Here is a 12756-nt window from a genome sequence, read left to right as displayed (position 1 = left end):
CAGAGAGTGGGCTGAGGCTTGCCTGGACGCGTCGGGGGCGCGCACTAGACTTTGGGTACCGACCCGGCCGGATGCCTTCCGACCGGGTGTTGGTGTTGCCCTGCGACCGCCCCGACGCCCCAAAGAAGGTTCTGTTGTGCCGCTGAACGGACTGCGCTCCGCGCTGCTCGCCGATCCCACCTATGCGCGCGTTCGCACCGCCGCGACGCGCGGTCCGGGCCCCGAGGACGAGCGCGAGATCGCCGCGCCGGAGGGCCTGCGCCCGCCGCTCGTGGCCGACATCGCCGACGGCCTGCTCGAGGGCTTTGATGCGCGCGGCGGCGCGGGGTCGGCCCCCATCGCCCTCGTCGTGACGCCCACGGGGCGCGCGGCGAGCGACCTCGTCGCCAATCTCTCCTCCTACCTCCCCGCCGGTGCCGTGGAGGAGTTCCCCGCGTGGGAGACGCTCCCGCACGAGCGGCTTTCGCCGCGCTCGGACACCGTGGGCCGGCGCCTGAGCGTGCTGCGCCGCCTGCACATCGCCGACCCGGCGTTACGCGTCGTCGTGGCGCCCGTGCGCTCCGTGCTGCAACCCGTCGTCGAGGGGCTCGGGGCGCTGGAACCCGTGCGCTTTGCCGTGGGGGAGGAGCTGGACTTCGAGGCCTCCGTGCGCGCGCTGGCCGACGCCGCCTACGCCCGCGTGGACCTCGTGGCGCACCGGGGTGAGTTTGCCGTGCGCGGCGGCATCATCGACGTCTTCCCGCCCACGCAGGACCACCCCGTGCGCATCGACTTCTTCGGCGACGAGGTGGACTCGCTGACCTACTTCTCGGTGGCGGATCAGCGCTCGCTGCTCGGCGAGGACGCGGCGTTGCGCGAGCTCACGTGCCCGCCGTGCCGCGAGATGCTGCTCACCGAGCACGTGCGCTCCACGGCGCGCCGCCTGGCCGACTCCATGCCGGCCAGCCGCGACATGCTGGAGAAGATCTCCCAGGGCATCGCGGTGGAGGGCATGGAGTCCCTCGCGCCGCTGCTCGTGGAGCGCCTGGTCCCCGTGGCCTCGCTCTTCCCCGCCGGCTCCGTGACGCTCGTGACCGATCCCGAGCGGGTCTCCTCGCGCGCCCAGGACCTGCTCGAAACGAACCGCGAGTTCCTCGAGGCGGCCTGGTCCACGGCCTCCGACGGCGGCGAGGCGCCGGTGGATCTGAGCCAGGCCGGGGCGGCCGACACCGGCTTCGCGACGCTCGGGCAGACCCGCGCCGACGTCTTCGCGGCGGGCATGGCCTGGTGGACGCTCACGTCGCTCGGCGGCGACGAGGAGCTGGAGCAGGAGGGCGTGACCCAGCGGATCGCCGCGCGCGAGCCGCAGGCGTGGAAGGGTGACGTGGGGCAGATGCTCTCCTTCGTCGCTTCCCGCATGGCGGATGACTGGTCCGTGGTGCTCGTGACCGACGGCCCGGGCCCGGCCCAGCGCCTCGCCGAGCTCTTCCACGAGGCGGACATCCCGTGCCAGCGCGTGGAGTCCGTCTCCGGCGCGCCGACGCCCGGGCTCATCGAGATCACGCAGGCGCCCGCCGGGCACGGCTTCGTCTTCGACGAGCTGAAGCTTGGCTTCCTGACCGAGGCCGACGTGCTCGGACGGGCCTCCTCAGCCCTCGCCCGCGGAGGCAAGAAGCTCGCCGCACGGCGACGCAACGCCGTCGACCCCCTGTCCCTCACCGAGGGCGACTTTGTGGTGCACGATGCCCACGGCATCGGGCGCTTCGTGGAGCTGGCCTCCCGCAAGGCCGGCGGCGGCTCGCGCGAGTACCTCGTGATCGAGTACGCGTCCTCCAAGCGGGGCCAGCCGGGCGACCGGCTGTTCGTGCCGACCGACCAGCTGGATCAGATCACGCGCTACGTGGGCGCCGAGACGCCGTCGCTGTCCAAGATGGGCGGCTCCGATTGGGCCAACACCAAGTCCAAGGCCAAGAAGGCCGTCAAGGAGATCGCGGGCGAGCTCATCCGCCTGTACTCGGCGCGCATGGCCAGCCGCGGGCACGCCTACGCGCCGGACACCCCATGGCAGGCCGAGCTCGAGGCGGCGTTCCCCTTCGTGGAGACGCCGGATCAGCTCACGACGATCGACGAGATCAAGGCCGACATGGAGCGCGAGGTCCCCATGGACCGGCTCGTCTCCGGCGACGTGGGCTTCGGCAAGACCGAGGTGGCCGTGCGCGCCGCGTTCAAGGCCGTGCAGGAAGGCAAGCAGGTGGCCGTCCTGGTGCCGACCACGCTGTTGGCGCGCCAGCACTTCGAGACCTTCTCCGAGCGCTACGCGGGCTTCCCCGTGCGCGTGCGGGCGCTCTCCCGCTTCCAGAGCGCCGCCGAGTCCAAGGACACGGTCGAGGGGCTCAAGAACGGCTCCGTTGACGTCGTGATCGGCACGCACCGCCTGCTCTCCAACGAGGTGCAGTTCAAGGACCTGGGGCTCGTCATCATCGACGAGGAGCAGCGCTTCGGTGTGGAGCACAAGGAGGCGCTCAAGAAGATGCGCACCGACGTGGACGTGCTTGCCATGTCCGCGACGCCCATCCCGCGCACCCTGGAGATGTCGCTGACCGGCATCCGCGAGACCTCCACGCTCGCGACCCCGCCCGAGGAGCGCCACCCCGTCCTCACGTACGTTGGCCCGTACACCGACAAGCAGGTCGGGGCGGCCATCCGGCGCGAGCTCATGCGAGAGGGCCAGGTCTTCTACGTGCACAACCGCGTGTCCTCGATCGAGTCCGTGGCCGGGCAGCTGCGCGAGCTGGTGCCCGAGGCGCGCGTTGCGGTGGCGCACGGCAAGATGTCGGAGTCTCGGCTCGAGCAGATCATGGTTGACTTCTGGGAGCGCAAGTTCGATGTGCTGGTCTCCACCACGATCATCGAGACGGGCCTGGACATCGCCAACGCCAACACGCTCATCGTGGACCGCGCGGACATGTACGGCCTCTCGCAGCTGCACCAGCTGCGCGGGCGCGTGGGCCGCGGACGCGAGCGTGCGTACGCCTACTTCCTCTGGAACGCCGAGAAGCCGCTGGGCGAGGTGGCGCTCGAGCGCCTGAAGGCCGTGGCGGCGCACAACGAGCTCGGCTCCGGCTACCAGCTGGCGATGAAGGACCTTGAGATCCGCGGCGCGGGCAATCTGCTCGGCGGCGAGCAGTCCGGCCACATCGCCGGCGTGGGCTTCGACCTTTACCTGCGCCTCGTGGGGGAGGCGGTCTCCGACTACAAGGGCGAGGCCTCCACGGCGCCGGCCGAGATGAAGATCGAGCTGCCGCTGAATGCGCACCTGCCCGAGGAGTACGTGCCGGGCGAGCGCCTGCGCCTCGAGGCCTACCGCAAGCTGGCCTCCGCGGCCTCGGAGGAGGCGGTGCTCTCGGTGATCGACGAGCTCGAGGACCGCTACGGGGCGCTGCCGACACCGGCGCTGCTGCTCGTGGACATCGCGCGGCTGCGGATCTCCGCGCGCGCGGCGGGGCTCGGCGACATCGCCGCCCAGGGCAACTTCATCCGCTTCGCGCCCGCGGACCTGCCGGAGTCCCGGCAGCTGCGCCTCAAGCGCATGTTCCCGGGGTCCTTGGTGAAGCCGGCGCTGAACTCCGTGCTGGTGCCCTTCCCCAAGAAGTCGGGCGTGGGCGGGGCCAAGCTGGAGGACTCGGAGCTGCTGGCGTGGGTGCAGCACGTCATCGACGTGATCTTCTCCTCGGAGCCGGCCCCGGAGCGCTGAGCCAGCGCGGCGCGGCAAGGTCGCTTTCTCACGGTCGAACTCGCCCCGCCCCGCCCAACGGATTCGCGCCCAACGAAACCGGCCCGCATGACCCGGCCTCCCGCCGTCGTGCTGTCCCGCCCCCACGCCGACCCGCGACTGTGTACCGTTCCCTCCCGCACTTTTCGTTGAATCCCGCACATTCTGTCCGGGATTCAACGAAAAGTGCGGGATCGGCGGGGGCATCGGAGCGCCTGCAGGGGCTCGCTTGGGTGTCGGCCTGTGGATAACGCCATGCACGCCGGCGCGGTGTGAGGCATGCTCTCGGCATGATCCAGCCGACCGCGCTTAGAGTTCCCGCCGCACTGCTCGACGCCGCCTTGTCACCGGGTCTGTCGAGGCGCTGGGAACGGGGAGAGTTTGTTCGTCTCACCTCGGGGTACTACGTCTCCATCGATGAGTGACTCGGTGCCAGCCCGTGGGATCGTTTCGCTCTCGCGGTGTCGGCCAAGGCGCTACGGGCGCCACGCAGCGTGTTCTGTTGCGAGACGGCCATGTTCATCATGGGCCTGCCCGCCTGGCGCGTCCCACCACAGGTGCAGACGCTGGCCACGGTGCCGCATGCTTCCGGTGTTCGGGCGCGGACCTTTCGATGTGTTGACCCGGACGTGCCGCCGGCCGCGAGGACGGTGGGGCACCTTCATCTGCCGACGCCCGAGACCGTGCGAGCCGGTGACTTTCGTGTCGTCGCCGCGGCCCACGCCGCTGCGCGAGTGCTCGGCCGCACCACGCTGGAGATTGCGCTGCCCCTCGCGGATGCCCTGCTTCGGAGCGGCACGTTCGGTATCTCTGACGGCACCCTCCTCGCGGCCATCGAGGCGATGCCTGAGGGGACCTCGCGCCGGCAGGGCAAAGGCGTTCTGAAGCTCGCCGACGGTCGCAGCGAATCTCCCGGCGAGTCCGCGTCCCGGGCCGTCATGCTCCGGCTGGGCGTGGAGCCGCCGGAACTTCAGGTGGAGTTGGTGGTTCCCTCCGGACGCCTGGTTCGCCCCGACTACTGGTGGCGCAAGGCCGGGGTCGCAGGAGAGTTCGACGGACGAGGGAAGTACCTTGACCCAGACCTGGTAGGGCAGGGGAACACCTGGGACGTGCTTCGAAAGGAGAAGCAGCGTCAAGTGGAGCTCTTGCAGGTAGCGAATGCCGTCGTGCGCTGGACCAGCGAGGACTTGCAGCGGCCGGAGGTGCTCCGCGAGCGCCTCGTGCGGGCCGGCGTTGACGTGGATCCCCTTCGCCGCTCGCGCCTTCGTTGAGTGCCCATCCCGCCTTTTTCGTTGAGTCCCGCACAGACTGTGCGGGACTCAACGAAAAAGGCGGGATGAGAGAGCACCGTGCCGGGCTGAGCGGGCGGAGGGCGCGCTCGGGAGGGCAGGCGCGCAGGCAGGGCGGAAACGCAAACGAGGGCGCCGCGCGCTCGGAAACCCGAGCGTGCGGCGCCCTCGCGGACGCGCTACAAAAAAGCGAGCGTCAGTGCTTGCGGGCGGAGGCGTTGAGCGCCTGCGCGTACTCCGCGTCCACCTCGGCGACGGCGGCGGCCTCGTTGGCCGTGCGGTCCGGGTGGGCGTCGGAGCGACCGAAGACGTGCATGCCCACGCCGTAGGCGATGATGCCAGAGCCGATGACGGCGATCATGGGCCACCACGCGGCGGCGTGGGAGAACAGGTCGGCAAAGCTCGTCAGGTAGAAGCCGGCGCACAGCACGGCGAACAGCACCACGAAGATGATGACGTTCGAGACGCCGTGGCCTTCACCAGAGTGAGCGCGGTTCTTTCCATTGGCCGAGTACACGGATGTTCTCCTTCGTTTGTCTCCGACGCGAGGGCGAGTGAATCAGTAGTTCGCGCCGGACTCTCCACCGTTAACAATAGCAACGCCGGAGCTCGCCCCGAGACGCGTGGCGCCGGCCTCGATGAGGGCCCCGGCGTCGGCGTAGGAACGCACGCCGCCGGAGGCCTTCACGCCGAGGTCCGGGCCCACGGTCGCGCGCATGAGCGCGACGTCGGCGACGTTCGCCCCGCCGCCGTTGAAACCGGTGGAGGTCTTCACAAAATCGGCGCCGGCCTCGACGGAGGCCTCGCAAGCGAGGGCCTTGGCGGCGTCGTCGAGCAGCGAGGTCTCGATGATCACCTTGAGGATCGCGCCCTTGGCGTGGGCGACCTCGGCGACGGCGCGGATGTCCGTGACGAGGCGCTCGCGCTCGCCCGCGCGGGCTGCAGCGATGTCGATGACCATGTCGACCTCGTCGGCGCCGTTGTCGATCGCGTTGGAGGCCTCGAAGGCCTTCGTGGCGGTCGTGGAGGCGCCGAGGGCGAAGCCCACCACGGTGCAGGTCTTGACGTCGGAGCCGGCCAAGGCCTCGGCCACGGTGGAGACCCACACGGGGTTCACGCAAACGGAGGCGAAGCCGTACTCGCGGGCCTCGGCGGCGACCTGGAGGATCTGCTCGCGGGAGGCCTCGGGCTTGAGGAGGGTGTGGTCGATGTAGGCGGCGATCTCGCGCGGGCCCAGGGTGGTGGTCATCGCGGTGCTCCTTTGAAGCGTTGGGGTTGAAACGTGAAGGGGTGCCCGACGGCGGGTGGCCGGCCGGGCGCGGGGGCTAGAGCCCCAGCGCGGCGCCGAGGTCGGTGCGCACCGCCGAGAGGCGGGCGTCGGCCGCCGCGTCGGCGGCCTCGAGGCCGGACTCCGAGGCGACGGCAACGACGACCTCGAGATAGCACTTGAGCTTGGGCTCGGTGCCGGAGGGGCGCACGATCACGCGGGTGTTGTCCTCGGTGAGCAGGCGCAGGCCCGTGGTGGGCGGCAGGCCGTCCACGCCATCGGCGAGGTCATCAACGAAGACCACGGCGGAGCCACCGAGCGTGGCTGGAGCGGCGGAGCGCAGGCGGCCCAGCAGCACATCGCGCTCGGAGAGTTCAGCCACGCGGATCGAGATCTGGTCGGTCGCGTAGATGCCGGTGCCCACGTTGATCCGGTCAAGCTCGGACTGGATGGAGCGCCCCTCGTCCTTCAAGGCCTGCGCCAGCTCGGCCAGCAGCAGGGAGGCGGAGATGCCGTCCTTGTCGTTGGTCAGGGCGGGGGCCACGTCGTAGCCGAGCGCCTCCTCGTAGCCGAAGGTCAGCCCCTCGACGCGGGCGAGCCACTTGAAGCCCGTGAGCGTCTGGTGGTGCTCCACGCCCGCGGCGGCGCACACGGCACCGAGCTGGCGGGAGGAGACGATGGAGTTGGCCATGATCGAGGTGCGCCCGGCGGCGGCATCGCGCCGGATCAGGTAGGAGCCAAGCAACACGCCGACCTCGTCGCCGCGCAGCTGGCGCCAGCCGCCGCCCGGGGTCGGGATGGCGGCGGAGCAGCGGTCGGCGTCGGGGTCGTTGGCGACCACGAGGTCGGCGCCCACGCGCTCGGCCAGCGCCAGGGACAGGTCCATGGCGCCCTTCTCCTCGGGGTTCGGGAACGCCACCGTGGGGAAGTCGGGATCGGGCGTCTCCTGCTCCAGCACGGGGTGCAGGGCCGAGTAGCCGGCCCCGGAGAGCACGGCGGCGAGGGTGTGCCCACCCACGCCGTGCAGCGCCGTGGAGACGATGGACAGGTCGCGCGCGCCGTCGGCCGGGGCGGGGGACAAGGCGACGATGTCGGCCACGTAGCGGGCCTCGACGTCGCCCTCCTCGCCGGCGGCGGGCAGCACGGTCCAGCCGGAGTCGGCCACCGCGATCCCCGCAAGGTCCTCGTCCCAGTGGATGGCCTCTGAGATCAGCCCGTCGATGGGCGGCACGATCTGCGCCCCGCGCCCCACGCCGGGCTCCACGCGCCCGCCCACGTAGACCTTGTAGCCGTTGTCCTCCTTGGGATTGTGGGAGGCGGTGACCATGACGCCGGCGTCGGCGTCGAAGGCGCGCACGGCCCAGGAGAGCACGGGGGTCGGCAGGTGCGTGGGCATGAGCAGCACCTCGAAGCCCGCGGCGGCGAACACCCCGGCGGACTCCACGGCGAAGTCGTGGCTGCGGTAGCGGGCGTCGTAGCCGATCACGACGCGTGGCACGTAGGCACCCTCGGCCGCACCGGTGAGGAAGCGTGCGATCCCGGCCGCGGTGCGGCGCACCACGGCGATGTTCATGCGGGACTCGCCGGCGCCGATCGCGGCGCGCAGGCCGGCCGTGCCGAACTCGAGCGGGCCGGAGAAGCGCGAGCGCAGGTCAGCCTCGGCGCCGTCTTGCCCGCGCTCCACGGCGGCGAGCACCTCGCGCAGCTCGGCGGCGGTCGCCGGGTCCGGATCCGCGGCGGCCCACTCCGCGGCGCGGACGGTCAGTTCCTCGATGCTGTGGTGCTTCATGCTTCCCCTTTGCAAACGTAAGTAGAGACGGTGGTGCCCGACGGCGGGTGGTGACCACCCGCCGTCGGGCACCAAAAAGACCGGTGAGCCTTAGAGCTTGGCGACGATGTCGGCGAGCAGGCGCGAGATGCGCGGGCCGGCCGCCTGGCCGGCCTCGATGACCTCAGCGTGGCTCAGCGGCACGGGCGAGATGCCGGCCGCGAGGTTGGTCACGAGCGAGATGCCGAGGATCTCCAGGCCGGCGTGGCGCGCGGCGATGGCCTCGAGCGCCGTGGACATGCCCACGAGGTGGGCGCCCATGACCTTGGCCATCTGGACCTCGGCCGGGGTCTCGTAGTGCGGGCCGGTGAACTGGGCGTAGACGCCCTCGGGCAGCGTGGGGTCGACCTCGCGGGCGATGTCGCGCAGGCGCGAGGAGTACAGGTCCGTGAGGTCCACGAAGGTGGCACCCTCGAGCGGCGAATCCGCGGTGAGGTTGATGTGGTCGGAGATGAGGACGGGCGAGCCCGGCCCGTACTCCTCGCGCAGGCCGCCGCAGCCGTTGGTCAGGACGACCTGGGCGCAGCCGGCGGCGGCGGCGGTGCGGACGCCGTGGGCCACGGCGCGCACGCCGCGCTTCTCGTAGAAGTGGGTGCGGGCGCCGATGATGAGCGCCCGCTTGCCCGTGTGAGTGAGCACGGAGCGGATGGTGCCGGGGTGGCCGACCACGGCGGGGGCATGGAAGCCCGGGATGTCGGCGGCCGAGAGCGTGTGAGTCGTCTCACCAATCAGCTCGGCGGCCTCGCCCCATCCGGAGCCCAGGACCAGGGCGATGTCGTGGCGCTCCACGCCGGTCGCGGCGGCGATGGCGGCGGCGGATTCGGCGGCGGCGGCAAAGGGCTCTGGCATCTGGGCAGAGGCATTCTCGAAGGCAGTCACGCCCTGGATCCTACCGTCGAGGCGTCCGCGGGGAAGCGGTGTGGTTGGGTTCCCTTGCTCACGTGCGTGAGAATGGGGGAGTGACGACTCAAGTGGACCTCAGCTCGCCCCGCCTGGTGATCCTCGGAGGTGGCCCCGGTGGCTACGAGGCAGCCATGGTGGGGGCCCATCTCGGCGCCCAGGTGACGATCGTGGAGGACGCCGGCATGGGCGGCTCCGCCGTCCTCACCGATGTGGTGCCCTCCAAATCGCTCATCGCCACCGCCGACTCGGTGCGCCGCGTCATCGGCTCGGCCAAGCTCGGCGTGCGCATGGCCGACTCGGACCCGGAGGAGGGGCGCGTCGACCTCGGCTTCGTGAACGAGCGCCTCATGAAGCTCGCGCACAGCCAATCGGACGACATCCGCTCCGGCCTCGAGCGCGCCGGCGTCCGCGTCATCATCGGCCGCGGAACGCTCCTGTCTCCCACGCGCGTCAAGGTCACCGCGACCGAGGGTGTGACCGAGCTGGAGGCCGACTACGTCCTCCTGGCCGTCGGTGCCCACCCGCGCGAGCTGCCCACGGCCGTGCCGGACGGGGAGCGCATCTTCACGTGGAAGCAGCTCTACAAGATGCAGGAGCTCCCCGAGCACCTCATCGTGGTGGGCTCCGGCGTGACCGGCGCGGAGTTCGCCTCCGCCTACAACCTGCTCGGCACCAAGGTCACCCTGGTGTCCTCGCGCGACCGCGTGCTGCCCGGCGAGGACAAGGACGCCGCCGAGCTGCTCGAGTCGGTCTTTGCCGCGAACGGCGTCAACGTGGTCTCCCGCGCCCGCGCCGAGGCAGTGACGCGCACCGAGGACGGCGTGTCCGTCACGCTCGGCGACGGCCGCACCATCGAGGGCAGCCACTGCCTCGTGGCCGTCGGCGCCATCCCGAACACCGCCGAGCTGGGCCTCGAGGCCGCCGGCGTGAAGGTCAAGGATTCCGGGCACATCGTCACCGACGGCGTCTCGCGCACCACGGCCCCGAACATCTACGCAGCCGGCGATTGCACCGGCGTCTTTGCGCTGGCCTCCGTGGCCGCCATGCAGGGCCGCATCGCCGTGGCGCACCTCATGGGCGACGCCGTGTCCCCGCTCAAGCTGCACGAGGTCTCCTCGAACATCTTCACCTCGCCCGAGATCGCCACGGTCGGCGTGACCGAGGCGCAGGTGCTGGATGGCAAGTACCAGGCGGACATCCTCAAGCTGGATCTGACAACGAACCCGCGCGCCAAGATGATGAACGTCGAGGCCGGCTTCGTGAAGATCCTCTCCCGCAAGGGATCCGGCACCGTGATCGGCGGCGTGGTGGTCGCGCCGCGCGCCTCCGAGCTCATCTACACGATCGCGTTGGCCGTGCACAAGCGCCTGCACGTCGACGATCTCTCCGAGACCTTCACCGTGTACCCCTCGCTCTCCGGCTCGGTGTCCGAGGCGGCGCGCCGCCTCCACGTGCACGTCTGACGTTTTCGTGAGCGGGTGCCCGACGGCGCCCGGGAACCACGGCGGGCCCGTCACCTTGCGGTGACGGGCCCGCCGTTCTTGTGCTGCGTCTACATCCCGGCGTCTGGGGACAGCATGCCGGGGGGATTGACGGCCTCGGAGCCGTACATGGCCGGGTTGCCCCCCGTGCCCGTGGGCACCTGGTCCACCGCCGCGGACTCGGGCGAGTACTTCGGGTTGGCCCTGAACTCGTCGACGAACTTCTGCAGCCGCGGATCCGCCGGGTCGTCGACGCGCAGCTGGCGGCCCCAGGCGGAGATCACGATGGGGCTCGGGAGCGAGTCGTCTGCCCACGGGCTCATGACCATCCAGCGGTTGCCGCCGCCCGGGGTGTCGGGCACGCCTGCCGGGTAGTCCTGCTGCTTGAAGAACGCGCGCAGGGCCTCAACCTGTTGCGCCGGAAGCGAGGCGTTGTAGGTGATCCAGATGGCGCCGTGCTCCATGAGGTGCACGGCCCGCTCCGTGGGAACCGGCTTGGAGTACACGCCCGCGTTCATCCAGACGGGCGCGTGGGGGCCGCCCACGGCCGGCTTCACGGCGTACTCCACGGGGGTCGTGACGTGTTCGTGCGTGAGGGTGCCGGCGTTGGCCTGGCCCGGCGCCGGGTAGCCGGCGGTGTCCCACGCGAGCACGCCCTCGATGCCGCTCGTGTCCTTGACCTGCGCCGGCTTGCCCTGCTTCACGGGAGTGCCCTCGGGGAAGGCCGGCGTGACCTCGGCCGCCGCGTCCACACCGTTCATGCCGGTCTTGGGCGCCGGGGACGAGGCCGGTGCGGCCGGAGCCGATGACGCAGTCGAGGGGGTGGCCGGCGGCGACGCGCTCGCCGCGGGTGTGCCCGTCGTTGCGGCGGAGGTGCCGGGTGCCGCCGAGGAAGCGGCAGGTTCGCCCGCGCCGGTGCACGCGCTCAGCCCGAGGGCTGCAGCGAGGGCGAGGGGGAGCAGGCGGGCAGCGCCGGAGGGCGTCCGTGAATCAACCATGGGCCCATCCTGCTCCGGCTCTCTGCGAGTTTGCTCCAACGGGGCGGCGGCCGGCGATCGCCACCGACGCCGCGCGTCTCGAGGCTGCGGTGGGTGGGGTGGCGCCACACGTGAGGCGCCCAGGCGCCGGGCTGCCCAAGGGCGGCGCTACTGGGCGTCCGCGAGCGCGGCGGCGTTGCGCAGCCAGTCGCGGAGAGCGGCGGTGTGCTCACGCCAGGCTGGTTCCTCGGCCTCGTCCCACAGCTCGGCGAGTTCGGAGTCCTCGGCGTTGAGCACCGCCTCGAGGGCCTTCACGGCGAGCTCGGCCGCCTCCGGCCGCAGCGGCGACTTCACGCGGCCCACCCACTCGAGCACCTCGTCGGGCAGCTTACCGGTGACGCTTGTCCCGGCGTGGCCGAGGCGGGCCAGGGCGGCCGCGGCGGCGACGGCCTCGGTACCGCCGCGGGCATCCTCCACCCCACCCGGATCCAGCGCGGCCGCGAGCGTCAGAAGCAAGGGCTCCGGGCTGTCCGCCGCCTCGAGCTCGAAGACCCAATCCAGCGCCGTGTCGTTCTCGAACGGCTCGTGACCCCAAGCTCCCATGCGTGTGTCCCCTCACGTGTTGCTGTGTGCTCCGGCACGCCGGACGGCGCCCGGGCCGAGCGTAGCGCGGACCCCGTCGGAGGTCACGAGCTCGTGCCATTACCCTTTCCCCATGGCTTACCACGCTGACTCAGCAGATCTTGTTCAGAAGGAGGTCCTGACCTGGGACCTCTTTGGCACCGCCGGGCGCGAACTCGCCCAGAGCATCGCAGACTCCGGCTACGAGCCGGAGATCATCATCGCCGTGGCCCGCGGCGGTCTGCTGCCGGCCGGCCACCTCTCCTACGCGCTCGGCGTCAAGCTCTCGGATGCGATCAACGTGGAGTTCTACACGGACGTCAACGAGACGCTCCCGGACCCGGTGCTGCTCGAGCCCATGCTGGACACGGCCTCCCTGCAGGGCAAGCGCCTCCTCGTGGTGGACGACGTCGCCGACTCGGGCCGCACGCTCGCGCTGGTCCTCGAGCTGCTGCGCAAGCAGGGCGCCGAGTGCCGCTCCGCCGTGATCTACGCCAAGTCCGCCTCCGTCGTGGACCCCGACTACGTGTGGCGCCGCACCGACGAGTGGATCGTCTTCCCCTGGTCGGATCAGCCCCCGGTCACGGCCCAGGCCTGATCCACCGCCCAACGCAACGCCGCCCCGGTCAGGTGACCGGG

The 12756-nt window shown here is 71.2% G+C and carries 10 protein-coding genes; 4 read left to right on the top strand and 6 right to left on the bottom strand.

Translation table 11 applies throughout. From position 1 onward, the window contains the following. Positions 1-136 precede the first annotated feature (136 nt). Together mfd and DWB68_RS09895 are read left to right on the top strand one after the other, a co-directional pair. Positions 137-3733, top strand: a complete 3597-nt coding sequence (gene mfd, locus DWB68_RS09900) for a transcription-repair coupling factor (RefSeq protein WP_119424980.1) — start codon at positions 137-139, stop codon at positions 3731-3733. Positions 3734-4266: 533 nt separating this feature from the next. Beyond that, positions 4267-5022, top strand: a complete 756-nt coding sequence (locus tag DWB68_RS09895) for a hypothetical protein (RefSeq protein WP_147391640.1) — start codon at positions 4267-4269, stop codon at positions 5020-5022. 214 nt (positions 5023-5236) lie between these two features. Here DWB68_RS09895 and DWB68_RS09890 read toward each other — a convergent pair whose 3' ends face one another. The 4 genes from DWB68_RS09890 to DWB68_RS09875 form a co-directional block, all read right to left on the bottom strand. After that, complete coding sequence (locus DWB68_RS09890) at positions 5237-5557, bottom strand: hypothetical protein (protein WP_119424978.1); 321 nt, start codon at positions 5555-5557, stop codon at positions 5237-5239. Between the two features lie 42 nt (positions 5558-5599). Further along, on the bottom strand, positions 5600-6289 hold the full coding sequence (gene deoC, locus DWB68_RS09885; RefSeq protein WP_119424977.1) for a deoxyribose-phosphate aldolase: 690 nt from the start codon (positions 6287-6289) through the stop codon (positions 5600-5602). Positions 6290-6365: 76 nt separating this feature from the next. Beyond that, complete coding sequence (locus DWB68_RS09880; RefSeq protein WP_119424976.1) at positions 6366-8096, bottom strand: phospho-sugar mutase; 1731 nt, start codon at positions 8094-8096, stop codon at positions 6366-6368. A gap of 90 nt (positions 8097-8186) precedes the next feature. Continuing rightward, entirely contained in the window at positions 8187-8984 is a 798-nt protein-coding gene (locus DWB68_RS09875) for a purine-nucleoside phosphorylase (protein ID WP_119424998.1), read from the bottom strand. 110 nt (positions 8985-9094) lie between these two features. Here DWB68_RS09875 and DWB68_RS09870 point away from each other — a divergent pair, with 110 nt between their 5' ends. Continuing rightward, complete coding sequence (locus DWB68_RS09870) at positions 9095-10501, top strand: NAD(P)H-quinone dehydrogenase (protein ID WP_119424975.1); 1407 nt, start codon at positions 9095-9097, stop codon at positions 10499-10501. A gap of 89 nt (positions 10502-10590) precedes the next feature. Here DWB68_RS09870 and DWB68_RS09865 read toward each other — a convergent pair whose 3' ends face one another. Further along, complete coding sequence (locus DWB68_RS09865) at positions 10591-11517, bottom strand: DUF3105 domain-containing protein (RefSeq protein WP_147391639.1); 927 nt, start codon at positions 11515-11517, stop codon at positions 10591-10593. Between the two features lie 147 nt (positions 11518-11664). Next, complete coding sequence (locus DWB68_RS09860; protein ID WP_119424973.1) at positions 11665-12099, bottom strand: DUF4259 domain-containing protein; 435 nt, start codon at positions 12097-12099, stop codon at positions 11665-11667. Between the two features lie 112 nt (positions 12100-12211). Here DWB68_RS09860 and DWB68_RS09855 point away from each other — a divergent pair, with 112 nt between their 5' ends. Beyond that, positions 12212-12715, top strand: coding sequence for a phosphoribosyltransferase (locus tag DWB68_RS09855; RefSeq protein ID WP_119424972.1), 504 nt, complete (start codon positions 12212-12214; stop codon positions 12713-12715). Positions 12716-12756 lie beyond the last annotated feature (41 nt).

It is taken from the genome of Galactobacter valiniphilus (assembly GCF_003575975.1).
Classification (GTDB): Bacteria; Actinomycetota; Actinomycetes; order Actinomycetales; family Micrococcaceae; genus Galactobacter; species Galactobacter valiniphilus.
Note: the sequence above shows the minus strand (reverse complement) of the source record. Positions and strands in the feature narration are given on the sequence as shown.

What these genes read in the sequence shown, in the direction of transcription:
- DWB68_RS09895 (WP_147391640.1), top strand. Translation starts at nt 4,267, where the DNA reads ATGTTCATCATGGGCCTGCCCGCCTGGCGCGTCCCACCACAGGTGCAG.
- deoC (WP_119424977.1), bottom strand. Translation starts at nt 6,289, where the DNA reads ATGACCACCACCCTGGGCCCGCGCGAGATCGCCGCCTACATCGACCAC.
- DWB68_RS09880 (WP_119424976.1), bottom strand. Translation starts at nt 8,096, where the DNA reads ATGAAGCACCACAGCATCGAGGAACTGACCGTCCGCGCCGCGGAGTGG.
- DWB68_RS09875 (WP_119424998.1), bottom strand. Translation starts at nt 8,984, where the DNA reads ATGCCAGAGCCCTTTGCCGCCGCCGCCGAATCCGCCGCCGCCATCGCC.
- DWB68_RS09865 (WP_147391639.1), bottom strand. Translation starts at nt 11,517, where the DNA reads ATGGTTGATTCACGGACGCCCTCCGGCGCTGCCCGCCTGCTCCCCCTC.
- DWB68_RS09860 (WP_119424973.1), bottom strand. Translation starts at nt 12,099, where the DNA reads ATGGGAGCTTGGGGTCACGAGCCGTTCGAGAACGACACGGCGCTGGAT.
- DWB68_RS09855 (WP_119424972.1), top strand. Translation starts at nt 12,212, where the DNA reads ATGGCTTACCACGCTGACTCAGCAGATCTTGTTCAGAAGGAGGTCCTG.